Origin of the sequence: Brachybacterium sp. J153 (assembly GCF_036311905.1) — a bacterium.
In the GTDB taxonomy this organism is placed as follows: domain Bacteria; phylum Actinomycetota; class Actinomycetes; order Actinomycetales; family Dermabacteraceae; genus Brachybacterium.
Map to the genome: position 1 here is coordinate 54,542 of NZ_JAZDCH010000028.1, position 22,756 is coordinate 77,297.

Annotated in this window: 26 protein-coding genes and 1 tRNA gene; 10 read left to right on the forward strand and 17 right to left on the reverse strand. The window is 74.3% G+C overall.

Annotated elements, in window-relative coordinates:
- Positions 1-5: 5 nt before the first annotated feature.
- From V1258_RS14050 to V1258_RS14070, 5 genes are all read right to left on the reverse strand, one after another.
- Positions 6-629 carry a response regulator transcription factor gene (locus tag V1258_RS14050; RefSeq protein WP_329750274.1) on the reverse strand — a complete coding sequence of 208 codons (624 nt, stop codon included), beginning with the start codon at positions 627-629 and terminating at the stop codon, positions 6-8.
- Positions 626-1,837, reverse strand: a complete 1,212-nt coding sequence (locus tag V1258_RS14055; protein ID WP_329750275.1) for a sensor histidine kinase — start codon at positions 1,835-1,837, stop codon at positions 626-628. The genes V1258_RS14050 and V1258_RS14055 overlap by 4 nt, the downstream gene beginning before the upstream one ends.
- 48 nt (positions 1,838-1,885) lie before the next feature.
- Positions 1,886-2,626, reverse strand: a complete 741-nt coding sequence (locus V1258_RS14060) for an ABC transporter permease (RefSeq protein WP_329750276.1) — start codon at positions 2,624-2,626, stop codon at positions 1,886-1,888.
- A 29-nt stretch (positions 2,627-2,655) separates the two neighbouring features.
- Positions 2,656-3,567: an ABC transporter ATP-binding protein gene (locus V1258_RS14065; protein ID WP_329750277.1), complete on the reverse strand. Its 912-nt coding sequence runs from the start codon at positions 3,565-3,567 to the stop codon at positions 2,656-2,658.
- A 90-nt stretch (positions 3,568-3,657) separates the two neighbouring features.
- The gene (locus V1258_RS14070; protein ID WP_329750278.1) at positions 3,658-4,170 is read right to left on the reverse strand and encodes an SRPBCC domain-containing protein; all 513 of its coding nucleotides are present in this window, start codon (positions 4,168-4,170) and stop codon (positions 3,658-3,660) included.
- Positions 4,171-4,254: 84 nt separating this feature from the next.
- Between V1258_RS14070 and V1258_RS14075 the strand changes: the two genes are divergently transcribed.
- From V1258_RS14075 to V1258_RS14085, 3 genes are read left to right on the forward strand one after another with little or no spacing between them, the layout of a single operon-like run.
- Positions 4,255-5,271 (forward strand): methionine ABC transporter ATP-binding protein, encoded by a 1,017-nt coding sequence (locus tag V1258_RS14075; RefSeq protein WP_329750279.1) that lies wholly within the window; start codon positions 4,255-4,257, stop codon positions 5,269-5,271.
- Entirely contained in the window at positions 5,268-5,969 is a 702-nt protein-coding gene (locus tag V1258_RS14080) for a methionine ABC transporter permease (protein ID WP_329750280.1), read from the forward strand. The genes V1258_RS14075 and V1258_RS14080 overlap by 4 nt, the downstream gene beginning before the upstream one ends.
- A 24-nt stretch (positions 5,970-5,993) precedes the next feature.
- On the forward strand, positions 5,994-6,833 hold the full coding sequence (locus V1258_RS14085; RefSeq protein ID WP_329750281.1) for a MetQ/NlpA family ABC transporter substrate-binding protein: 840 nt from the start codon (positions 5,994-5,996) through the stop codon (positions 6,831-6,833).
- Here V1258_RS14085 and V1258_RS14090 read toward each other — a convergent pair.
- Complete coding sequence (locus V1258_RS14090; protein ID WP_329750282.1) at positions 6,817-8,940, reverse strand: S9 family peptidase; 2,124 nt, start codon at positions 8,938-8,940, stop codon at positions 6,817-6,819. The genes V1258_RS14085 and V1258_RS14090 overlap by 17 nt on opposite strands.
- Before the next feature lie 34 nt (positions 8,941-8,974).
- On the opposite strand from V1258_RS14090, the gene V1258_RS14095 reads away from it, so the two are divergent.
- Both V1258_RS14095 and V1258_RS14100 read left to right on the forward strand, forming a co-directional pair.
- Positions 8,975-9,733 carry a universal stress protein gene (locus tag V1258_RS14095; RefSeq protein ID WP_329745608.1) on the forward strand — a complete coding sequence of 253 codons (759 nt, stop codon included), beginning with the start codon at positions 8,975-8,977 and terminating at the stop codon, positions 9,731-9,733.
- A 64-nt stretch (positions 9,734-9,797) separates the two neighbouring features.
- Positions 9,798-9,884, forward strand: a tRNA-Ser gene (locus V1258_RS14100).
- A 48-nt stretch (positions 9,885-9,932) separates the two neighbouring features.
- Here the strand turns inward: V1258_RS14100 and V1258_RS14105 are convergent.
- Both V1258_RS14105 and V1258_RS14110 read right to left on the reverse strand, forming a co-directional pair.
- Complete coding sequence (locus tag V1258_RS14105) at positions 9,933-10,205, reverse strand: HPr family phosphocarrier protein (RefSeq protein WP_329745607.1); 273 nt, start codon at positions 10,203-10,205, stop codon at positions 9,933-9,935.
- Between the two features lie 131 nt (positions 10,206-10,336).
- Positions 10,337-11,089: a hypothetical protein gene (locus tag V1258_RS14110; protein WP_329745606.1), complete on the reverse strand. Its 753-nt coding sequence runs from the start codon at positions 11,087-11,089 to the stop codon at positions 10,337-10,339.
- Between the two features lie 38 nt (positions 11,090-11,127).
- Here V1258_RS14110 and V1258_RS14115 point away from each other — a divergent pair, with 38 nt between their 5' ends.
- Both V1258_RS14115 and V1258_RS14120 read left to right on the forward strand, forming a co-directional pair.
- Positions 11,128-11,802, forward strand: a complete 675-nt coding sequence (locus tag V1258_RS14115) for a TetR/AcrR family transcriptional regulator (protein WP_329745605.1) — start codon at positions 11,128-11,130, stop codon at positions 11,800-11,802.
- Positions 11,802-12,485, forward strand: coding sequence for a hypothetical protein (locus tag V1258_RS14120; RefSeq protein WP_329745604.1), 684 nt, complete (start codon positions 11,802-11,804; stop codon positions 12,483-12,485). Before V1258_RS14115 ends, V1258_RS14120 begins: the two co-directional genes overlap by 1 nt.
- A 4-nt stretch (positions 12,486-12,489) precedes the next feature.
- Here V1258_RS14120 and V1258_RS14125 read toward each other — a convergent pair whose 3' ends face one another.
- Both V1258_RS14125 and V1258_RS14130 read right to left on the reverse strand, forming a co-directional pair.
- Positions 12,490-12,924 carry a SufE family protein gene (locus V1258_RS14125; protein WP_329745603.1) on the reverse strand — a complete coding sequence of 145 codons (435 nt, stop codon included), beginning with the start codon at positions 12,922-12,924 and terminating at the stop codon, positions 12,490-12,492.
- Entirely contained in the window at positions 12,921-13,826 is a 906-nt protein-coding gene (locus V1258_RS14130; protein WP_329745602.1) for a sulfurtransferase, read from the reverse strand. Before V1258_RS14130 ends, V1258_RS14125 begins: the two co-directional genes overlap by 4 nt.
- Positions 13,827-13,936: 110 nt before the next feature.
- Between V1258_RS14130 and V1258_RS14135 the strand changes: the two genes are divergently transcribed.
- The gene (locus V1258_RS14135; protein WP_329745601.1) at positions 13,937-14,359 is read left to right on the forward strand and encodes a VOC family protein; all 423 of its coding nucleotides are present in this window, start codon (positions 13,937-13,939) and stop codon (positions 14,357-14,359) included.
- Here the strand turns inward: V1258_RS14135 and V1258_RS14140 are convergent.
- The 3 genes from V1258_RS14140 to V1258_RS14150 are packed head-to-tail and all read right to left on the reverse strand — an operon-like array spanning position 14,304 to position 16,971.
- A complete protein-coding gene (locus V1258_RS14140) occupies positions 14,304-15,326 on the reverse strand; it encodes an asparaginase (RefSeq protein WP_329750283.1) in 1,023 nt (340 codons plus the stop codon). The two genes, V1258_RS14135 and V1258_RS14140, sit on opposite strands and share 56 nt — an antisense overlap.
- Positions 15,323-16,459 carry a methyltransferase domain-containing protein gene (locus V1258_RS14145; protein ID WP_329750284.1) on the reverse strand — a complete coding sequence of 379 codons (1,137 nt, stop codon included), beginning with the start codon at positions 16,457-16,459 and terminating at the stop codon, positions 15,323-15,325. The genes V1258_RS14140 and V1258_RS14145 overlap by 4 nt, the downstream gene beginning before the upstream one ends.
- Positions 16,460-16,461: 2 nt before the next feature.
- On the reverse strand, positions 16,462-16,971 hold the full coding sequence (locus V1258_RS14150) for a DUF3817 domain-containing protein (protein WP_329745598.1): 510 nt from the start codon (positions 16,969-16,971) through the stop codon (positions 16,462-16,464).
- Between the two features lie 42 nt (positions 16,972-17,013).
- Between V1258_RS14150 and V1258_RS14155 the strand changes: the two genes are divergently transcribed.
- Positions 17,014-17,664, forward strand: a complete 651-nt coding sequence (locus V1258_RS14155) for a GOLPH3/VPS74 family protein (protein ID WP_329745597.1) — start codon at positions 17,014-17,016, stop codon at positions 17,662-17,664.
- Here the strand turns inward: V1258_RS14155 and hrpB are convergent.
- Positions 17,654-20,059, reverse strand: coding sequence for an ATP-dependent helicase HrpB (gene hrpB / locus V1258_RS14160; protein ID WP_329745654.1), 2,406 nt, complete (start codon positions 20,057-20,059; stop codon positions 17,654-17,656). The two genes, V1258_RS14155 and hrpB, sit on opposite strands and share 11 nt — an antisense overlap.
- The gene (locus V1258_RS14165) at positions 20,056-20,550 is read right to left on the reverse strand and encodes a hypothetical protein (RefSeq protein WP_329745596.1); all 495 of its coding nucleotides are present in this window, start codon (positions 20,548-20,550) and stop codon (positions 20,056-20,058) included. Before V1258_RS14165 ends, hrpB begins: the two co-directional genes overlap by 4 nt.
- Before the next feature lie 33 nt (positions 20,551-20,583).
- Between V1258_RS14165 and V1258_RS14170 the strand changes: the two genes are divergently transcribed.
- Positions 20,584-21,273, forward strand: coding sequence for a hypothetical protein (locus V1258_RS14170; protein WP_329750285.1), 690 nt, complete (start codon positions 20,584-20,586; stop codon positions 21,271-21,273).
- A gap of 16 nt (positions 21,274-21,289) precedes the next feature.
- On the opposite strand, the gene V1258_RS14175 is transcribed toward V1258_RS14170, so the two are convergent.
- Positions 21,290-21,883: a DinB family protein gene (locus V1258_RS14175; protein WP_329750286.1), complete on the reverse strand. Its 594-nt coding sequence runs from the start codon at positions 21,881-21,883 to the stop codon at positions 21,290-21,292.
- 233 nt (positions 21,884-22,116) lie between these two features.
- The gene (locus V1258_RS14180) at positions 22,117-22,716 is read right to left on the reverse strand and encodes a DUF4352 domain-containing protein (RefSeq protein WP_329750287.1); all 600 of its coding nucleotides are present in this window, start codon (positions 22,714-22,716) and stop codon (positions 22,117-22,119) included.
- Between the last annotated feature and the right edge of the window lie 40 nt (positions 22,717-22,756).

Sequence of the window (22,756 nt, forward strand, 5' to 3'; positions counted from 1 at the left end):
CGGCCTCAGATCCAGCCGTGCCGGCGGGCGATCGCAGCGGCCTCGTGCCGGTTCGCCGCCTGCAGCTTCGCCTGCGCGCTCGAGAGGTAGTTGCGCACCGTCCCCTCGGCGAGGTGCGCGCGGCGGGCGATCTGCTCGACCGGGGCGCCGTCGGCCGCGTACTCGAGGACGTCCGCCTCGCGCGGGGTGAGCGGCGAGTCGCCCGAGGAGATCGTCTCCGCGGCGAGCTCGGGGTCGATCGCCCGGCGGCCCGCGGCGACGGTCCGCACCGCGGCGGCGAGCTCCGCGGCGGCGGCGGTCTTGGGCAGGAAGCCCAGCACCCCCTCGACGAGGGCGCGCTTGAGATAGCCGGGCCGCGCGTGCGAGGTCACGACCAGCACCCGCGTGGCAGGGGAGACCGTCGCGACCCGCCGCGCGAGCTCGAGGCCGTCGCCGTCGGGCATCTGCAGGTCCAGCAGCGCCACCTGCGGCTGCAGGCGTCGTGCGAGCTCCTCGCCCTCGGCGCAGCTCGACGCCTCGCCGACCACGTCGAGATCCTCCTCGAGCGAGAGCATCGTGGCGAGCGCCGAGCGGATCAGGTGCTCGTCGTCGACCAGGACCACCGTGGTCCTCGCGGTCCGCTCGGTCATCGCGTCTCCTCCTCGGTGGTCCCCGTGAACGCGGCGCGGAGGGCGAAGCGCTCGCCCTCGCGGCCCGCGGTGATGCTCGCCCTCTCGCCGAAGCGCTCGCGCAGGCCCGTGATCCCACTGCCCTCCACGTGCTCCTCCAGTCCGTGCCGCTCCGGCTGCGGACGCAGCCCGTCGTTGTCGACCTCGACGCCCTCGGCGCCCAGGCGGATCCGCACCGATCGCGCGTCCGCATGGCGCAGCACGTTCGTGCCGCCCTCGCGCAGCACCCAGGCGGCGGGCTCCGCGAGCGCGGCGGGGACGTCCTCCGCCCCGCCGAGCACCGTCACCGACGCCCCGGCCGAGCGGAGCAGCGACACCGTGCCCCGCAGCTCGGCGGCGAGGTCCACCTCGCGGTACCCGCGCACGAGCGCCCGCGTCTCGGCGAGGGAGCCGCGGGCGATCCGGGCCACCTCCCGGCTGTGCTCGGCCGCCCGCGGATCGCCCCGCTCGACCAGCTGGGCGACGAGCTCCCCGGTCACGGCGATCGCCGAGAGGTCCCGGCCGGTGACGTCGTGCAGGTCGCGGGCGAAGCGCAGCCGCTCCTCGGCGACCGCGAGCCGCGACTGCGCGACCCGGGCGAGGTCCAGCTCGCGCACCAGGGCGGCGAGCCACAGGGAGCTGCGGCACGCGCCCACGAGACTCGTGAGCACGAGCGCGAGGATCACCGCGGCGAACAGCGAGAGGCCCAGCGGCACCATGAGCAGGGCCGCCGCGGTGATCGCGCCGCCCGCCCAGGTCCACGGGACGCGCAGGGCGAGCGTCGAGACCCCGCCGATCACGCACCCCACCGCCACGTTCACCGTCGTCGCGCCGAGGGCGAGGACCACGAGCGAGGCGACCGCGGGGAGAACGGGCAGGACCAGGGTGTGCAGCGGGCCGCGCATCCAGCCCACGGCGGGGAGGGAGCCGGCCGGGCCGGGAGCGGCGGGGCGCCGGGCCCAGGCGGCCGTCACCTGCCACCCGGCCACGCTGCAGAGCACGGTCGAGACCCCCACCAGGGCGAGGGTCGTGACGGTCCCGGGGACGCCCTCGCCGGCCGCGCGGAGGAAGAGCGCGGCGAGCGCCGGGATGGAGCCGACCAGGAGCGCGACGGACCAGATGGTGTAGTCGCGGAACACCTCCCACGGCCGCCCGACGCCCGGCGCCTTCCCCTCGATCGTCCCCGTCATGACGGTCATCCTCTCAGGTCAGGCGGTCTGCAGGCGTTCCGGGCCGGATCAGCCGCGCGGCTCCCAGCGCATCTCCCGCCGCACCGCCCACAGGCCGAGCACGAGCCAGGCGACGAGCACGCCGAAGGGCTTCAGTGCCGCGGACCACGGATCCTCCGCGAGCCAGCCGAGCTGGAGCAGGTCGTCCATCGCGGCGGAGGGGACGAGGGAGATCGCCCGCTGCGCCACCTCGGGCAGGCCGTCCGTGGGGATCGCGCCGGCGCCGATCACGAGCAGGGCGATCACGGGCAGGGAGGTCACGCCCGCCGCCTCGACGGTGCGGGTGCGGTTCGCGGTGAGCAGGGCGAGCGGCACCATGACGAGCGCGCCCGCGGCGATCCCGGCGATGACGAGCACCGGCCGCTCGGGCAGCGGCAGGTCCATGAGCACGATCGCGAGCACGGTCATGAGCACGGTCATGACGGCGGCGATCGCGAGCGCGGGCACGGCGGCCGCGGCGAGCACGGTCGCGTCGGACGCCTCGCCGGTGCGCAGGCGCTTCAGCACGAGCTCCTGGCGCCGCGCGACGTAGGTGGAGAGCAGGTTGTAGTAGACGATGAACACGAGCGCGATGACGAACTGGGCGCCCAGCAGGGGGATCAGCTGGGCGGGCGCGAGCTGCTGGTCCTTCAGCAGCGCGGCGAAGAAGACCGTGATCGCGGGCGGGAACGCGAGGGCGAGGAAGAGCTGGGTGCGGTTGCGCACCAGGAGCGTGAGCTCGGCGCGGGAGAGGCCGACGATGGCGGGCATGGGAGGTCCTTCCGTGGGTGGGGCGGGGGTCAGGAGGCGAGGGTGAGGAACACGGACTCGAGGCTCGCGGCGCGCGCGTCGAGGCCGCGCAGCGGGACCTGCTCCGCGCGGGACCAGGTGAGCAGCGTGTGGAGGTCATCGGCGAGGGACTCGGTGGAGACCTCGAGCCGGCCGCCGCGCAGCACGGCCTCCCCGTGCAGCGGCGGCGGGAGCGGGGCGTCCTCGGGGAGGTCGGCGCGGATCCGAGAGGGATGCCCGGCGACGACCTCGTCGACCGTGCCCTCGCGGACGATCCGGCCCTGGTGCATGATCGCGAGCCGGTCCGCGAGGGACTCCGCCTCGTCGAGGTAGTGGGTCGTGAGCACGATCGTGGTGCCCTGCTCCTTGAGACCGCGCACGAGCTCCCAGGCACGGGAGCGGGACTCGGGGTCCAGGCCCGTGGTGGGCTCGTCGAGGAAGAGCAGCTCGGGGTCCCCGGCGATCGCGCAGGCCAGGTCGAGGCGTCGCACCTCGCCGCCGGAGAGGGAGGAGATGCGGGTCCCGGCGCGGTGGGTGAGGTCGACGGCGGCCAGCAGCTCGCCGACGGGGCGCGGCGCGGAGAGCGTCGAGGTCCACATGCGCAGCGCCTCCGCGGCCGTGAGGTCCGCGGGGAAGCCGCCGCTCTGCAGCATGAGGCCCTGGCGGGGGCGCACCGCGCGGCGGTCCTGCACGGGATCCATGCCGAGGACGCTCACGGTGCCGGCGCTCGCCGGGGCGAGGCCCTCGAGCACCTCGAGGGTCGAGGTCTTCCCGGCGCCGTTGGTGCCGAGCAGGGCGAAGAGCTCGCCGCGGCGGACCTCGAGGTCGATGCCGTCGACGGCGGTGTAGGCGGAGGCGCCGCGGCCGTAGCGGCGGGTGAGCCCCCTGGCGGAGAGGACGGGGTCTGCGGTGCTGTTCGTCATGGGGACCAGCCTTCCGTCGCGGGCGGCGGGGCGGCAGGGCGCCCGGTCATCGGCTCCGGTGCGATCCTCACGCCCCGGTCATGACATTCCTCAGGTCGCGGCGTACAGCGCCCGGAAGTGGTCGCAGCGGCCGGGCACGTAGTCCGGCTCGAAGGCGATCGCCGCCACGTCGGCGCCGGTGCGGGCGGCGACCAGGCGGTCGAGGTAGAACTCCCAGCCGGGGCCGATCATCGCGGCCTCCTCGGCCTCGTCGACCTGCTGCAGCAGCGTCACGGCGGCACCCGCGCCGGCCTCCTCGACGCGCAGCTCGAGCACCCAGCGCATGTCGCCCTCACCGGTCTCGAGCAGCAGACGGCGCGGCGCCTCGCAGGCGAGCACGCGGGCGCTCATCCGCGGCTGCCCCTCCTCGGCGAGCATCTGCACCTCGATGCCCGTGACCGTGTCCCCGCGCCAGGTCCCGAACCAGGTCGCGGTGAGGGCGGGGTCCGTGAGCGCCGCCCAGGCGCCGGTGACGGTGTCCGGGAGGAGACGGCGGATCGCGAGGCGGCCGTCCGCGGCGCGGGTCGCGGAGGGGCCGTCGGCGGGGAGTGACGGGGTGCTCATGCGCGGAGCGTAGTCCTGTGAACTTCGTTTCTCCGTATGAACAGGGGTGCCGGAAAGGGGTGCTTGGATGTTTCACTGCCTGACGTGATCACTCTCGACGGACTGCGCAAGGTCTTCCCCGCTCCCGGCGGCGGAGACCCCGTCGTCGCGCTCGGCGGTATCGACCTCCACCTCGACGCGGGACGCATCCACGGCATCGTCGGCCGCTCCGGCGCCGGCAAGTCCACGCTCATCCGCTGCCTCACGGGTCTCGAGAAGCCCACCTCGGGGCGCGTGGAGGTCGACGGCACCGACGTGGCCGCCCTCGACGGTGCCGCGCTGCGCGCCGCCCGACGGAACATCGGCATGGTCTTCCAGCACGCGAACCTGCTGGACTCCCGCACGGCCGCCCAGAACATCGCCCACCCCCTGGAGATCGCGGGCGTGCCCCGCGCCGAGCGCGAGCGCCGCGTCGCCGAGCTGGTCGAGCTCGTCGGCCTGACCGGCCGCGAGCACAACCACCCCGCGCAGCTCTCCGGCGGTCAGATCCAGCGCGTCGGCATCGCCCGCGGCCTCGCCGCCGAGCCGAAGGTGCTGCTGTGCGACGAGCCCACCAGCGCCCTCGATGGCGGGACCACCCGGCAGATCCTGAACCTGCTCGCCGACCTGCGCGAGCGCCTCGGGATCACGGTCGTGATCATCACCCACGAGATGGCCGTGGTGCGCGAGGTGTGCGACACCGTGACCCTGCTGCAGGACGGCAGGATCACCCAGACCGGCGACCTGATCGATGTCGCCGCCGACCCCCACGGCCCGCTCAGCGCCGAGCTGATCCCTCTGCCCCCGGCTCCGACAGGGATCGACGCCCTGGTCGTGAACTGCGACTACGGTGACTCCGAGCGCTTCCGCACGAGCGAGGACCTCATCGCCCTGGCCGCGGAGTACGAGGCCGAGGCGACCCTCGTCGCCGGGACCATCGAGACCATCGGCGGCCGTCAGGTGGGACGGGTCCAGCTCGCCCTGCGCAACCGCTCCGGCGCCCCGATCTCCCGCGAGGGCCTCGACTCCTATCTCGCCGAGCTCGCCGCGGCCGGCGTCGTCGCCACGGAGGTGACCGCATGATCGACACGCTCCAGGAATGGCTCTCCAACCCGCTGCTGGTCCGCTGGGACGGCGGTCCGTGGCAGGCCACCCTCGTCACCCTCTACATGACCGCAGTGACCATGGTGGCGACGGTCCTGATCGGTCTGCCGCTCGGGGTCGCGCTGTTCGAGACCGAGGGCTCCTCCTCGCCGGCCGTGCGGACCCTGAACCGGGTCGTCGGCTTCGTCGTCAACGTGCTGCGCTCCTTCCCCTTCTTCATCCTGATCATCGCGCTGATCCCGATCACCTCGGCGATCACGGGCCGCTCGACCGGCCCGAACGCGGCGATGATCGCCCTGACCATCGCGGCCGTCCCCTTCGCCGCGCGCCTGTTCGAGCTGAACCTGCGCGAGATCCCCGCGGGCAAGATCGAGGCCGTGCGGATGATGGGCGCGACGCGCTGGCAGGTGATCCGCCAGGTGCTCGTCCCCGAGGCGCTGCCCGGCATCATCGGCTCCATCACCACCACCACGATCGCCGTCATCGGCTACACCGCGATGGCCGGCTCGGTGAACTCCGGCGGCCTCGGCCAGCTCGCCTACAACCGCGGATACACCGGCTACCAGACCGAGATCATCATCGTCACCGTGATCCTGCTGGTCCTCATCGTCATCGGAGTCCAGCTGATCGGCTCCCGTCTCGCCCGCGCGGTCGACCACCGCGCCCGCACCGCCTGACCCCCACCCCGCAAAGGAACCGCTATGTCCACGCTCTCGCGTCGCACCCTGTTCGCCTCCGGCGCCGGCCTCGCCGCGCTCACCCTCGCCGCCTGCGGCGGCTCCGACGAGGAGGCCCTGACCGAGGAGGGCGGCGTGACCACGATCCGCGTGGCCGCCACCCCGCTCCCGCACATGGAGATCCTCACCTTCATCAGCGAGAACCTCGCCGAGGCCGCGGGCCTCGAGCTCGACCTGCAGGAGCAGACCGAGTACCCGATCCCGAACCGCCTGCTCTCCGAGGGCGAGGTGGACGCGAACTTCTTCCAGCATCTGCCCTACCTCGAGACCGAGATCGCCGAGAACGGCTACGAGCTGACCCCCTTCGCGGGCGTGCACATCGAGCCCCTGGGCATCTTCTCCGAGTCGCTGACCAGCCTCGACGAGATCGAGGAGGGGGCGGCCGTGGGCCTGCCCAACGATCCCACCAACCGTGGCCGCGCCCTCGCCCTGCTCGCCGACCAGGGCCTGCTCGCCCTCATGGACGGCATCGAGCCGACCGCCGCGACCGTCGACGACATCGCCGAGAACCCCAAGAACCTCGATCTCCAGGAGATCGACGCCGCACTCCTGCCGCGCACCCTGGGCGACTACGCCATCGCCGTGATCAACGGCAACTACGCCCTCGAGGCCGACCTCAGCCCCGCCGAGGACGCCCTCGCGCTCGAGTCCGGCGAGGACAACCCCTACGCCAACATGCTCGTCGTCCGCACCGCCGACAAGGACAACGCCGCGCTGAAGACGCTCGACGAGCTCCTCCACTCGGAGGACGTGCGCGCCTTCATCGAGGAGACCTACTCGGGCGCGGTCATCCCCGCGTTCTGATCGGCTCCGTCGCCGCGAGCTGGTCCAGCAGCCAGGCCAGCTCGTCGGCGCGCTGCTCCCACTTGCGGTAGCGGCCGGAGCGGCCGCCGTGCCCCGCGACCATCTCGCAGCGGAACACGATCGGCCGCTCCGCCGGGTCCGAGGTGACCGTCTCCCGCAGCCGGGCGACCCACTTGGCGGGCTCGACGAAGAACACGCGGGTGTCGTTGAGCGAGGTCGAGGCGAAGATCGCCGGGTACTCCGCCGCCCGGATGTTCTCGTAAGGCGTGTACTCCTTCATGTACGCGTAGACCTCGGCGCTCTCGACGGGGTTGCCCCACTCCTCCCACTCGCCGACGGTCAGCGGCAGCGAGGGGTCGAGGATCGTGGTCAGCGCGTCGACGAACGGCACCCCGGCGATGATCGCCCGGAACCGCTCGGGGGCGAGGTTCGCGACGGCGCCCATCAGCAGGCCGCCCGCGCTGCGGCCTTCCGCGCCGAGGCGTGAGGGGTCCACGAGGCCCGCCTCGGCCAGGTGCGCGGCCGCCGTCACGTAGTCGGAGAAGGAGTTCTTCTTCTCGAGCAGCTTCCCGTGGTCGTACCAGGCGCGGCCCATCTCGCCGCCGCCGCGCACGTGCGCGATCGCGACGACGACCCCGCGGTCCAGGAGCGAGAGGCGGGTCGGCACGAACGAGGGGTCGATCGAGACCTCGTAGGAGCCGTAGCCGTACAGATAGCCGGGGGCCGTGCCGTCGGCGGCGACCTCCCGCCGGGAGACGACGCTGAGCGGCACCCGGGTGCCGTCGGCGGCCGTCGCCCACTCGCGACGCTCGACGTAGAGCGAGGGGTCGTAGCCCGGCACCGGGGTGACGCGCAGGATCTCGGTGGTCCCGGCGGCGACATCCCGCTCGGCGACCGTGGGCGGGGTGAGCAGGCTGGTGAGCTGATAGCGCACCGTGGTCTGCTCCCAGCCGGGGTTGGTGTCCAGCTCGACAGTGTCCAGCTCACCGCCGTGGGTGAGGTCCTCGGCGCTCTCCACGAGCAGCGAGCCGTCGGCCGCACGGGGGATCAGCCGCACCGAGGCGAGTCCGCCGCTGCGCAGCTCGAGGGCGACGAAACCGGCGAAGGACTCCACCCCCAGCAGGCGCTCGCCCTCCCCGGCGGTCATCAGCCCGCGCCAGGCGGTGGGATCCTCGAGCGGCGCCTCGGCGAGCGCGAAGCCCTCCGCGCCGTCGTTGTGCACCACCAGCAGCCGGTCGCCCGCCCACTCGATCGCATAGTCCACCCCGTCGCGGCGGCCGCCCGCGGGACGGGGCGGAGAGGTCGGGTCCTCGAGATCGACCAGCCAGGCCTCGGCCGTGGTCGACGAGGAGGACTGCAGCACGAGCGCGCGGCCGTCGCGCGAGCGCTCGAACCACACCGTGAAGCGCTCGTCGGACTCCTCGAGGACAAGCACATCTGTCGTGGGATCGGCGCCGATCCGGTGCCGCCACACCTGGTGCTGGCGCCAGGCGTCGTCGACCCGGGCGTAGAACAACCACTGCTGGTCCGCGGAGAAGGCGAGGCCGTAGCCGACGCCGGTCACCGCCTCGTCGAGGATCTCCCCGCTCGCGAGGTCCTTGACGCGCACGGTGAAGCGCTCGTCGCCCGCGGTGTCCACGGCGTAGGCGAGCAGGTCGTGGTCGGGGGAGGGGACGAGGCCCCCGAGCGAGTAGAACTCGCTCCCGGCCGCCTCGGCCTGCGCGTCCAGCAGCACCTGTTCCCCGTCGAGCATCGCGCCCGGGGCGACCTCGGGCCGGGACCCCGCGTCGCGCACGCGGGTGTAGCGGGGGTAGTCGTCGCCCGCGGTGGTGCGGGTGATGTACCACCAGTCGCCGCGGCGCACCGGCACCGACAGGTCCGTCTCCTGGGTGTGCCCGACGAACTCGGCGACCAGCGCCTCCCGCAGGGCGCCCAGATGCGCGGTGCGGGCGTCGGCGTAGGCGTTCTCCGCCTCGAGATGCGCGATGACCTCCGGGTCCTCCTTGTCGCGCAGCCACTCGTAGGGGTCTGCGACCACGTCGCCGTGGGCGTGGCGCTCCGTGGGGCGGCGGGCGGGACGGGGTGCATCGGGAAGGACTGAGGTCATGGGCGGGAGCCTACTGGCGGCGTACCCTGGGTGCATGAGCGTCAGCGACATCGTCGTCGGCTACGACGACACCCTCGCCTCCGCGGAGGCCGTGCGCTGGGCGGCGGATCTCGCCGCCGCCACCGGGACCCCGCTCCGGATCGTCCATGCCTGGTCGTGGCCGCTGCTGGGCGACGAGCTGACCGGCATGCCGACCCTCGCGGCCGCCGGTCCCCACAACCAGGCGCAGCGGCACATGGACGAGGTCGCCGACGAGGTCCGCTCGCACGTCGCCGGGCTGGAGGTGCGCGCAGAACTGGTCCCGGGCGAGCCGCGAGAGGTGCTCTCGGAGATCGCCGCCGACGCGTCCCTGCTGGTGGTCGGCACCCGCGGCCTGGGCCGGGTGCTCGGCCTGCTGCTCGGATCGGTCAGCCGCGGGCTGCTGCACGAGACGGGCTGCCCGGTCGCGATCATCCGTTCGGCCGAGCATCGCGCCGGCCCCGTGCTGGTCGCCGTCGACGGATCGCCCGTGAGCGGCCGGGCCGAGCAGACCGGCGCACGTCTCGCGGCCGCCTGGGGCGCCCCACTGCGCCGCGTGCACGTCGCGGTCCCCGGTGCGGACCGCGGCGGGATCCCGGACGGGGTCGAGATCCTCCCGGCGCGGACCGTCCCGGACGGTCTGCTCGATGCGGCCGCGGGGTCGCGGGTGCTGGTGATGGGGCATCGGGGCGCCGACGAGACGGCCCTCGGCTCGGCGGCGCATGCGACGGTGCTGCACGGCGTGGGCAATGTCGTGGTGGTCCGCGGCGAGTGATCTGACTCGCCCCCGCCCGGCTCCGGTTTGAACAGGAGGTGGAGGGGCGGTTACGCTGTCCGGCGGTAGCGTGTCCGAGCGGCCGAAGGTGCATCACTCGAAATGATGTGTGGTGTCAAAGCCACCGCGGGTTCAAATCCCGCCGCTACCGCCCAGGTGATCGACGGGCCCCGGTGAGAACCGGGGCCCGTCGTCGTCCTCAGAGCGCGTCGTCGAGATTCCTCTCGAGGAGCGCGACGAGCGCGTCGAGGGACTCCTCGGCCCCCTCGCCCTCCGCGCGCAGCGTCACCTCGTCGCCGTGGCCTACGTTCAGGGTGAGCAGCATCAGGATGCTCGAGGCCTTCACGGCGGCGGATCCGGCGGTCTCGATCGTCACCTCGGCGCTCTGCTCGCTCGCGGCTTGGGAGAAGATCGCGGCGGGCCGGGCGTGGAGCCCGCTCGTGCTCGCGATCCTCACGGTACGTTCTGGCATCTCACACGCCTCTCCGGTCGGTCGGACCCAGGGTAGCGCCCCCGTCCCGTCCCAGCGGACCCGGCCAAACGGACATCCGACCAGAAAAGCTATCTCGGTGGGCCCACGAGCGGTTACAGTTCGTTCGTGCGTCAGGGGTGGCGCGGCGGGCCGAGGGCCTCGCGGCCAGCAGGGCTGAGGGCGAACCACGCGATCATGTCCCGCCCCGGGGTGCGCCCGCCGAGCCCTCCCCAGGTCCAGGCCACGTGCTCGAGGACGTCCGCCAGCGGCAGCTCCCAGGCGCGGAACGCGCCGTCGACCACGAAGCCCGCCCGCAGCTCGCCGCGCGCGAGCATCCGGCCCAGCAGCAGCGGTCCCCGGACGGCGAACTCCTCGTCCTCGAGCGCCCCCGCCGCGGCGAGCACCTCGACGACCTGCCCGGGATGGAAGGGGCCCTCCCGGCCCAGCTCCGCGAGGCGCTCCTCGATGCTGCTCGGCGTCGACCGGGAGAACTCGTCGATCCGCTCCGCCGTCGCGAAGCGCGGCGCGCCCGCCGCCACGGCGCGGGTCTCCCCGTCGTCGTCCACCGCGAGCAGCGCGCCGTAGGGGCCCTCGAGCGACCAGCGTGGCGCGACGACGAGGCGGCGCCGGCCCTCCAGGGCGACCCACAGCTCCTGGCCGACGCCGATCCCCGCGCCCGCGATCCGCGCCCCCACGACCCGGGCGTCCCGCAGGCCCACCGGGTCGCCGTCCAGTCGCTGGATCCGGGCGTGCAGCACCGCCCCGCGCTCGGTCACGGTCCAGGTCCCGCGCGCCGCCACCCGCGTGTGCAGGACCGTCTGCCCGACGAGGCCCCGCAGCAGCGGGGGATCGGGCGGGATCGCGGAGGAGAGGAAGGAGCGCACGCGACGCATCCTCTCTCACCCCCGCCTACCATGGGGCCATGACCGCCACAGAGGGCCGCGCCCCGGATCCGCGCCCCGCCAGGACCCGCGCCGCCATCTTCGCCGCCGCGCGCGATCTCACCGTGGCCGATGGGGAGATCACCGTGAACGCCCTCGCGAAGCGGGCCGGGGTGAGCCGCGCCGGCTTCTACAGCCATTTCTCGGGGCTCGACGACCTCATGGGCGGCATGCTCGGCACCATGTTCGACCGGCAGCAGGAGCGGGGGCGCGAGCTCGCCGCGGCCGGCGGCACCACCCAGGAGATGGTCCAGGTCGCGGCCGCGACGATGGTCGCCTATGTCGCCCGGCACCACGCCTTCCTGCGCGGCGCCCTGGAGTGGAAGTTCTCCCACCGCACCTACCTGATCCTCGTCGGGACCCTCGCCGACCTGCACGTCGTCGCCCTCGACCGGATGGGCGACGTGGTCCCGCTGGACCTGCCCCACGAGCGGATCGGGCGCTACTTCGCGGGCGGCTCGCTCGACCTGCTGATCCAGTGGCTGGTCGAGACCGAGCCCGCCGCGCGCGCCGGGGAGGACCTCGACCAGCAGCCCCTGCTCGAGGCGATCCTGCGGCTGCTCCCGAGCTGGTACACCGGCCTCGGTCCCGAGGACCCGATACCGCAGGACCTCGCGAGCACCGAGTTCCTCGACGAGCCGCCGGGCCGGGAGTGATGATGCGCCTGACCCCGCCCGCCTCCCCGCGGGACGCGATCCTCGCCGACGTCCGCGCGGTCGTCCCCGACCTGCCGCGGGGTGCCGACGCCGCCCAGGTCGTGCGCCGCGCCCACCGCCTCGTCCTCGATGCCGCGGTCGACGAGTTCGCCCGCGAGGGCACCGAACTGGTCGACCTCCCCGACGGCTGGGGTCGCGCCGAGCTGCTCGCGGCGGACGTCGCCGCGGACCCGGCCGTGCGCGCCGTCTTCGACCAGGTGGTCGCCTCGCTGGTGATCGCCCCGAGCACCCTCGCCCGGGACGACGCCCTGGCCCTGCGCGACGGGGACTACGCGGCCGATGCCTACGGCTTCTCGCTCGAGACCGCTGCGGACCTCGCCTCCTACCTCCTCTCGCGGGCCTGGGCGATGGCCCCCGGCGGCACCGAGGAGGACTTCCTGGCCCGACAGGCCGAGCTGCTGCGCGGCGCCGTGCGCGATCGGCTCGAGCGCCTCGTGCGGGTCCCGCTCGAGCTGCGCACGGCGATCGCGCGGCACGAACAGGTCGAGTCCAGCGCGCTCGCCGCGCGGCATCCCGCGCCGGCGGAGCCCGCCGAGCGGTTGGATCCGGCCGCGCTGCGTGTCGCCCGGCAGGAGCTGAGTCGCGCCGCCGCGACCCTGTGGCGGCTCAGGCGGCGCTCCTGACGGCCTAGAGGCCGGCCTTCTGGGCCAGCTGCCGCTTGATCCGGGCGAGCATGCCCGCCATGCCGTTCAGCCGCAGCGGGCTCACCACCTCGGCGAGACCCAGCTCGCTCGTGACCGTCTCCGGGATCTCGAGGACCTCGCCGACGGTGCGGCCGTCGAGCGCCTCGGCGAGGATCGCCGCGAAGCCGCGCGTCGTGGGCGCCTCCGGCGGGGCGGAGAAGAACAGGTGCGCGGTGGCTCCGCTCCCGGTCCCCTCCACCTCGGTGATCAGGAAGATCGGGGACTGGCACTCGGGCACCGGTTCGAGCAGCTCGGGATGCTCCGCGTAGCGCTCGGGGAGGGCCGGGAGGGAGTTCGCGAACTCCAGCAGCAGCTGCAGCCGGTCCCGGCCGGTCAGCGCATGGAAGTCCTCGGCGATCTCGGCGAAGGCGGCGCTCATCGGGCCGGTGCCTCGCCCGGCTCGGTGCCGCGGGCCACGGGGACGCGCACGGCGTTGCCCCACTCGGTCCACGAGCCGTCGTAGTTGCGGACGTCCTCGAAGCCCAGCAGGTACCGCAGCACGAACCAGGTGTGGGAGGAGCGCTCGCCGATCCGGCAGTAGGCGATGACCGGCTGCGCGGCCTCGAAGCCGAGCTCGTCGCGGTAGATCGCCTCGAGGGCGGCGCGCGGCTTGAAGCGGCCGTCCTCGGCGGCGGCACGGGCCCACGGCACGGAGCGGGCGGTGGGGATGTGGCCGCCGCGGAGGGTGCCCTCCTGCGGGTACTCGGCCATGTGGGTGCGCTCGCCGGTGTACTCGGCGGGGGAGCGGACGTCGATCAGCTGCCCGCCGAGGAACCCCAGCACGTCCTCGCGGAAGGCGCGGATCGGGGCGTCGGCCCGCTCGATCACGGGGTACCCGGAGGTCGGCGCCGGCGTGCCCTCGTCGGAGGTGGTCATCTCGCGGCCCTCGGCCTGCCAGGCGGCCCGGCCGCCGTCGAGCAGGCGGACGTCGGGGTGGCCGAAGAGCTCGAGGACCCACAGGGCGTAGGCGGCCCACCAGTTCGACTTGTCGCCGTAGACGACCACCGTGGTGTCCCGGGTGATGCCGAGGCGGTCCATGAGCGCGGCGAAGCCCTCGCCGTCGACGTAGTCGCGGGAGACGGGGTCGTTGAGGTCGAGATGCCAGTCGACCTTCACGGCGCCGGGCACGTGGCCGGTCTCGTACAGCAGCACGTCCTCGTCGGACTCGACGACCACGAGCCCGTCGGCACCGAGGTTCTCGGCGAGCCACGCGGTGGTCACGAGCTTCTCGGGGTGGGCGTACTCCTGCAGGGTGGGAGTCGGATCGACGGGAACGGCCACGGCGGGGCCTCCTTCGGGGGTCGAGGACGGACCCCACCAGTCTGTCACCGCGCGGCCCCCGATGGTGAACGGGACTTCCCAGGGCGCGACGCACCTCCTACGGTGGCCCCATGGAGAACCTGGATGAGGGCCCCGTCGTCCCCACTCTCGACCTGATCGTCCTGGACTGCCCCGATGCGATGGAGCTCGCGACCTTCTACGCGAAGCTCCTGCAGTGGCAGATCGAGGAGGGCTCCGACCCGGACTGGGCCACCCTCTCCCCGCCGCGCGGCGGCATCACCCCCGAGAACCCCGACGGCGAGGCGACCCTCGCCTTCCAGCGGATCGAGGACTATGCGCGTCCCACCTGGCCCGGCGGGAAGCACCCGCAGCAGTTCCACCTCGACCTCTCGGTGAGCGACATCGAGGCGGCCGAGCCGCGGGTGCTGGCCCTCGGCGGCAGCGTGCACGCCGAGCAGCCCTCCGCCTCGGGCAGCTTCAGGGTGTACCTGGACCCGGCAGGGCACCCGTTCTGCCTGGTCCGGCATCCCTGAACGCCCCCCGCACGTCCTGCACCCCGGCGGCGAGCAGCAGCTGCAGCAGCAGCCGCGCCTGCGCCGGGGGCAGGAAACCGGCCATCACCGCACCGGCCGCCAGCAGGTCCACCTCGCTGCCCGGATAGGCGTAGTGGTGCTCGGAGGTGCCTCCCGTCGCGATCCGCGTCGCGACCACCACGGGGATGCCCGCCGCGAGGAGCCGCCGGATGCAGTCCATCGCCTCCGGGGCCACGTGCCCCATCCCCACGCCCGCGATCACCAGTCCTGCGATCGCGCCCGTCGGAAGGTGGTCGAGCAGGGCCAGGTCCTCGTCGATCCCCGCGATCAGCGCGGGGACGCGGGGCAGCGCGTCGGGCAGCTCGAGGTCGAGCGGTGCGGGTCGCGGCAGCGGGCGCTGCAGCAGCACCACGCGGCCGTCGTCGACCATCCCGACGGGGCCGACGGGGTGGGAGGCGAAGGCCGAGACGGAGCGCGAGGAGGCCTTGGTGACCTGGTCGGCGAGATGCAGCATCCCGTCGAAGACGACGAGCGGGCCGAGCCCGCGCGCCGCGGGGTCCGCGGCCGCGATCAGGGCATCGCGCAGGTTCGCGGGCCCGTCGGCCCCCGGGGCGCTCGCCGGGCGCATCGCCCCGGTGATCACGAGCGGCGCCTCCCGGTCCCACAGGCGCGAGAGGGCGAAGGCGGTCTCCTCGAGGGTGTCGGTGCCGTGGGTCAGCACGACCCCGACGGCGCCGTCGTCGACCGCCGCCCGCGCCTCCTCGAGGACCCGCCGCCAGTGGTGCGGGCGGAGGTCGGAGGAGGAGGTGTTGGCGAGCTGTCGCGCCGTGACCCGCAGCCCGTCCACCGCGGTCGCGGCGAGGCGCCGCCCCGCCTCCGCGTCGGGTGCGGCATGGCCCCCGCCCGCGGACTCGGTCATGAAGATCGTCCCGCCGAGGGTCAGCAGGAGGACGTGGGGCTCGCTCATGGGGCGCTCCTTCGGCGCAGGCGCACGATCGCCTCGGCGTGCGCGGTGTGCGGGAACATGTCGACGTACCGCCCGGCCGTGATCCGCAGGGACGGCATCGCCGCGAGGTCCGCGGCGAGGGTCGTCGGGTTGCAGCTGGAGTAGACCACGTCCGGGACGCCGCTGTCCTCGAGCCAGGCGGAGAGCCGCGGGCCGAGCCCGCGCCGCGGCGGGTTCACCACGACCGCGTCCGGCACGCCCTCTTCGATCGCCCACTGCGTCGCGTCGGCGACCAGGAAGCGCGCCGCGACGCCCAGCTCGGTGGCCGCCTCGCGGGCCCCGTCGATCGCCTTGGCGGAGACCTCGACCCCGGTCACCTCCGCCTGCGGCAGAGCCCGGGCCACGTGCAGGGCGAAACCGCCGAGCCCGCAGTACAGGTCCCAGATCCGCGCGGCGGGCGCGAGATCGGCGAGCCATGCCGCGCCCTGGCGGTACAGCTCGCCAGCGACCTCGGTGTGGGTCTGCAGGAAGGAGCGGGGCCGCGCGTGCAGCACCACGTCCCCGGTGCGCACGGCGACGGAGGACGCGCCCCACAGCGGGATCTCGCGCGCGCCCTCGACGGCGGTGGTGTGCTCGGGATGGAGGTTCGCGCTCACCGAGACGACGGAGCGGTGCGCGTCCAGGAAGGCGGGCAGATGCTCGCGGATCCGCTCCAGGCTCGCCTCGCTGCGCAGCACCAGCCGCAGCAGATGTTCCCTGTCCGGGGAGGCTGTGACCAGGACGTTCTTGATCTCGCCGCGGCGTCGGGCCACGTCATAGGGCGGCACCTGAGCGCGCCGGATCAGGGCGCGCACCCCCTGCAGCACCTCCTCGACCCCGGCGGGGTAGAGCGGGCAGTCGCTGAGGTCCGCGCCCTCCTTCTGCCCGGGGAGGGTCAGCACCGGATCCTGGGCGGTGCCCCCGACCGCCATCTTCCCGCGGGCGCGGAAGCCGGACTCGGCACCGACGATCGGCGGCCCCCACACGTCGCCGTCGGCAAAGGGGGCGAGCAGATCCCGCACCCGCGCCCCGCCGTCCTGGACCTGCCGGGCACGCGGCAGATCCAGGAGGGTGCACGAGCGGCACTCCCCGGCCTCGTAGTGGGAGCAGCGCATGCTCAGGCGAACCACTCGGTGGGCGGCCCCGCCATCAGCAGCAGCGAGAACACCACCGCGATCACCACGAGCGCGACGAGGCCGGCCAGGAGCGGTCGACGCAGGGCGAGGGCCACGAGGCGTTCGGGGAGGGTGCGGCCGTCCTCGGCCCGCAGCCGCCAGCTCTCGGCGAGCAGCCCGCGTCGGCGCACCCACCGCTCGAATGGCAGCGTCAGGTAGGGCACGAAGGCCGAGCCGATGCCCAGCAGCAGATCCGCGGGCCGCCAGCGCTGGTCGATCGCGACCAGCACCGTCACCACCACGTAGGCGAGGAACACGAAGCCGTGCAGGCTGCCGCCGATCCGCACCATCACCTCCGTGGCGTGCAGGCCGTACTTGAGCAGCATGCCGAGCAGCAGCAGGGTCCAGGTGACCATCTCGGCGAGGGCGAGGGTCCCGTACAGGCGGGAGGGGGTGGAGAGCAGGCGCATGATGTCCTCGGGGAGTCCTCGGTCGGGGCGGGGGTCGACCATCGCATGATGCCAGCTCCCGCTGTGCCCGTGACGATGGACCGCATGCCTACGACGACCATCCCTGCCGAGCTGTTCCTCCTGCTGACCACGGACGCCGGGCGGCAGGACTCCACCCAGCACCGTCGTGTCGCCCTCGCTGCCGCGGCCCTCGCCGAGCTGGCCCTGCGCGAGAAGATCACCCTCACCGAGGAGCGGCGGCCCCGGGTCGAGGTGGTGGACACCGCCTCGACGGGTCTTCCCATCATCGACCAGGCCCTCGGCGCGGTGACCGAGCTGCGCCGCACGCGTCTCGCCGCCGTGATCACCCATCGCTCCCTCGATCTCACCGAGGTGATCGGGGCGTCCTTCGCCGCGGAGGGCGTGGTGGTCCGCAAGGACGGCTGGTTCACCACCACCTGGCCGACGCACGACGACACCGTCGAGACCTCCCTGCGCGCCCGGCTCGTCGCCGCGCTCGAGGACCCGCGTCGGGCGAGCGTCCAGGACGCCGTGCTGCTCGAGATCCTGCGCGCCCTCGGCATCGCCCATCGCATCCTCTGCGAGGACCTGCCGGGGGTGGGCCGGCGCGACCTGGAGCGTCGCATCGAGGCGCTCGACGTGGACGTCCCGGTGGCGGACGCGGTACGCCGGGTGATCCAGGAGTACCAGGTCGCGATGCAGGTGGCGACGCAGGCCGGGGCCGTCAGCTCGTGAGCGGGTCCTCCGGCCACGAGTGCTTCGGGTAGCGCCCGCGCATCTCCTTGCGCACCTGCTGGTACGGCCCGTCCCAGAAGGAGTGCAGGTCGTCGGTGACGGCGAGCGGCCGACGGGCCGGCGAGAGCAGGTGGAAGAGCACCGGGACCCGGCCGCGCACCAGGCGCGGGGTCTCGGAGAGCCCCAGCACCTCCTGCAGGCGCACCGCGACCACGGGGCGCTCGCCGAGCGCGTAGTCGACCCGCTGCCCCGGGCCGAGCCGGGTGGGGACCAGCTCGTCGAGCGCGGCCGCCTCGGGCCAGGGCAGCAGCGAGCGCAGCCCCGCGAGCAGGTCGACCTGCTCGAGCCGGGTGGTGCGGGCGGAGACCTGCGGGGCGAGCCACTCCTCGAGCCGCCCCTCGAGGGAGGCGTCGTCCATCGCGGGCCAGGGCGCCCCCAGCTCGCGGTGCAGGAGGTCCAACCGGGCCCGCAGCGAGCTCGCCGCCTCGCTCCAGCGCAGCACCCCGAGGCCGCCCGCGCGCACGGCCCCCAGCACGGCGGGGACGGTGTCCTCGGCGCGGGCGCCGACGGGGGTGGAGGACAGCTCGATCGCGCCCAGGCGGCGCACCTGCCGCACCCGCACCGCCCCGTCCTCGAGCCGGGCGATCCGCTCGGTGCGCAGCAGACCCGCTCCGGCCGCGAGCGCGGCCTCCTCGGTGAGCGCCGCGGCGGCCCGGACCACCGCCCCGGTGCCGTCGGCCGCGCGGCCCTCCGCCCGCTGCACCTCCCAGACCGCGACCCAGTCGTGGCCGATCAGCCCGCTGCCCTCGGGGAGGGCGGCGCGGGTCCCGGAGGCGAGCAGCAGGCTGCGGGGGCCGACGCGCCGCGCGATCCGTTCGGGTCGCGCGCGGGCGAGCAGGTGGCCGTCGGAGACCGGCTCGCCCCCCGGGGCGAGGCGCTCGAGCCGGTCCGCCTCGCGCCGCCAGGCCTCGGGCCGCTCCCGCCGCAGGCCGCGCAGCAGGGCGTCGAGGTCCCCGCCGTCGGGCCGCTGGTCGCCGGAGACGGTCGCGACCACCTCGGCGGCCTGCCGGGCGCTGCCGCCGCGCAGGGCCCGCGCCTCCCGCACGCCGACGGGCATCCGCGCGACGGCGGTGCCCTCCGCGGTGGGGCGGCCGTCCGCGTCGACCAGGTCCAGCGCGCGCAGGGTCTCCTCGGCGGCGGTGATCTCGGCGACCGGCGGCGGCGTGAGCAGGGCGAGGCCCTCGCCGCGCGGCGTCCCCCAGCAGGCGAGCTGCAGGGCGGCGTCGGTGAGGTCGCTCGTGGTGATCTCGGGCGGGGAGTGCGCGGGCATGCCGGCGAGGTCCGTCTCGGCGAGGACCCGCACCGCGCGGCCCGGACCCTGGCGGGCGGCGCGGCCCGCGCGCTGGGTGAGGGCCGCATGGGAGGCGCTCACGGTGACCAGCCCCGACATGTCGCGGCCGCGGTCGCGGCGGACCTCGCGGGAGAGGCCCGCGTCGATCACGAGGTCGACGCCGGGCACGGTCAGCGAGCTCTCGGCGAGGGCCGTGGAGACGACGATCCGGGGCGGGTCCCCGGGGGACCGACCGCCGGTTGCTCGGTCCTGCGCCGCCGCGGGCAGGCGCCCGTGCAGGGGCAGCACCTCGGTGCCGGGGCCGACGAGCTCCCGCACGCGGCGGACGGTCTCGTCGACTTCCCGCACCCCGGGCAGGAAGACCAGGGCGTCGCCGTCGGTGCGGGTCCGGGCGACGACGCCGGCGAGATGCGCGAGGTACTCGCGGGTCACGCCGCGGGCGTCGAGCCGCAGGGCGGGGGAGGGGGCGTAACTGATCTCGAGGGGGTGCAGGGGGCTCGGCACCTCGACCACCGGTGCGCCGCCCAGCAGCGCGGCCACGGCCTGCGCGTCGAGGGTCGCGGACATCGCCCCGACCAGCAGGTCCTCCCGCAGCAGCCGAGCCTCGGCGAGCATGCCGAGCAGCAGGTCCGTCTCGAGGGACCGCTCGTGCACCTCGTCCAGGAGCACCGCGCCGACGCCGGGCAGCGCGGGATCGGCGAGCAGCCGGCGCAGCAGCACCCCGGGGGTGAGCATCTCGATGCGGGTGTCCGCGCCGACGCTGCGCTGCCCGCGCACGGTGAAGCCCACCCGCTCGCCGATCCGGCCGCCGTCGAGGGTCGCGAGGCGGCGGGCGGCGGCGCGCACCGCGACCCGGCGCGGCTGCGTCACCAGGGTGCGCCCCTCGACCAGGTCGGCGACCAGCGGCGGCAGCAGCGTGGTCTTGCCGGTTCCGGGCGGTGCGGTGACCACGAGCGCCCCGGTGCGGGCGGCGGCGAGGAGCTCCGCGCGCGCGGCGGAGACGGGGAGCCCGGCGCCGATCCGGTCGAGGTCGAACACGCTCAGTCGATCAGGTCGAACTCGACCTGCTGGGTGTCCGCGCAGACGCTGGTCACGGAGAGGGTCCAGCCCTCCACCGCGACGGTCTCGCCGAGGGTGATCGCCTCGACCTGCTGCGCCTCGCCGTCGCCGACCACGACCTCGAGGAGGGCGTCGTCCCCCTCGATGCCGGTCGCGGTGACCGTGAGGCCCTGCCCGTCGCGCTCGGGCAGCGCGGGCGTCGCGGGCGTGCCCACCTCGGCGAAGTAGGCGCCCTCCCCGGTGCAGGCCGAGGGCGGGGCGAAGCCCTCGGGCGCGGGGGTCACGGCGATCGGCGCGGGCGGCTGGGTGGTCGCGCCCCCGGCGTCGGAGGCAGCGGGGGTGGTCGTCGGCTCCTCCGTGACCGTCGGCGCCTCGGCGACGGTGGACTCCGGAGCGGGGGCCGGTTCCTCGGCGGAGCAGGCCGCGAGCAGCAGCGCGGCGAGGATCAGGACGGGGAGGCGGGAGTCTCGGAGCACTCGCACACCCTACGGCGTGCCACCATCGTGCTGATGCCCGCGACCCCGCCCCGTCCCACGCCCCGCGCCCTGCGCGGCCGCGTGGATCCCGCGCGCCGCGTCACCCCCGTCGACTGGAGCCCACCGCGTCCGTCGGAATCACAACCAGCACCGCCCCCGGCACCGCCGCAGGCGGAACAGCCGCAGCCACCGCAGCCACCCCAGCCACCGCTCCCGGTCCTCCCGCCGCTCCACCTCGACGAGGAGGCCGTCCGCACCGTCGGCGTCGCGGGCGTCACCCAGGAGCGGCTGGTCCTCGTGGTCGCGGATCCCGAGGACGCCTGGACCGCGGACGCCGGGGCGAGCGATCACTTCCTGCGCGGAGACCTGGTGGTGCAGGTGCGGCGCATCGACAACGCCGTGATCGGCCTGTTCTCCGCGCGCTACGCCCTCTCGGTGCGACCCGAGGAGTACGAGCCGGCCCTCGACATCGCCGAGACCGCGGCCGGGCCGAGCGCCCGCGGCGGCCGCGGCACGCGCCATCCCACCTCGCGCCGGGAGCTGCTGCGCCGGCTGCAGGAGGCGGGGTTCGTCGTCACCCCCGGCTCGACCCACGGCCGGGTCACCCATCCCGAGCACCCGGGCCTCGCCGTGCCTTTCGCCTCGACGCCGTCGGACCGGCGCTTCACCCGTCACGCGGTCGCCCAGATCCGCCGCGTGTTCGGCATCGACCTGCGGCGCTGACGGCGAGTCCCGGGGCTCAGAAGCGGTCGGCGATCTCGCGCAGGCGCTGACGGTAGGCCGCGAGGTCGTAGTCCTCCCCGGGGAGGTTCGTGCCGTTCCGGCGCAGTCCGGCGGACTCGTCGATCAGTTCGCGGAGGATGTCCGCATGGCCCGCGTGGCGGGCGAGCTCCGCGGTGACGTGCACCAGGATCCGGTGCAGGGTCACCGGGTTCCCGCGCTCGCCCCACCAGGGGACGTGACCCTCGGCCTCGAGGGGCAGCTCGCGGATCGTCGCATCGGCGAGCTCACGCACCCGCGCGTACAGCTCGAGCACCTGCGCGGCGCTCTGCTCGGGGCCGACGACCCAGTCCGCCTGCGGGTCCGCGTCGACCGCGGCGACGTCCTCGAGCCCCGCGAGCGCGGGGAGGGGGCGGGAAAAGGTCTCCCCGAAGTACCCGGCCTCGATGTTCGCGGCGTGCTTGACCAGTCCGAGCAGGGTGGTGCCGGTGGGGGTGCGGGGCAGGCGGAGGTCCCGCTCGGACAGGCCTTCCGTCTTCCAGACGAGGGCGTCGCTCGCCTCGCGGAGATAGCGGTGGAGAGTGGCCTTAGCGTTGTCGGGAGTGGTCGTCATCGCCCCAGTCTGTGCTGAGGGGGTGACGGTCGGGCAGGGTCCGGACAAAAAGGTGCCCCGGCTCGTCCCCACGAGCCGGGGCCATCCCTTTCCCCCGCGTCGCCGGTGGTGTGGGACCCGCTTCCTCCTCAGTCGGCGGTCCCTCCGGTGACGCGATGGGATCAGTGAACACGGCGCTCCCTGGAGCGCACTGCGATGGTGCTGTCCGTTCCCTGGGAATGCTGGACCAGGGATCAGGAGACGGGCTGGCGGATCTCCTCGCCGAGGGTGCCCACCACGTCGGTGTAGGCGATCTCGGTGATGGTCACGTCCTCCGCGACGTCGACGTAGATCCAGCCGTACTGCTCCTCGCCCGCGGCCACCTCGGGGCCGGAGGACGAGAAGTTCCCGTAGATCGGGGTGTACGGGGAGCCGTCGGCGTCGTACATGGTGAAGTCCGAGGAGGCGAAGCTCACCGAGTAATCGCCCTCGTTGTACAGCGAGATGTAGACGCCCACGTACTTGCCGTTGGTGCTGGTCTGGTCGCCGTCGTCGGTGGTGAGGGTGTTGCCCTCCGCGGAGTCCATCACCGCGAGGGTCACGGTGACCTCCTCGGCCGCCGTCGTCTCCACCTCGGTGGTCTCCTCGTCGGTGGTCTCCTCGTCCGAGGTGGTCTCCTCCTCGGAGGTCGTTTCCCGGCCCGTCTGGTCCGGATCCTCTCCGCGGTTCATGAACCAGATGCCGGCGCCGACGCCGCCGACCACGAGGACCAGCAGGGCGATGCAGCCGCAGGCGAGACCGATCCAGAGTCCGGTACGGCTCTTGGGCTGCGGAGCGGGCGGGGTCGGGTACATCGGGGGCCTCCTCGGGGGACGGAATGCTGAGTGGGTCCAG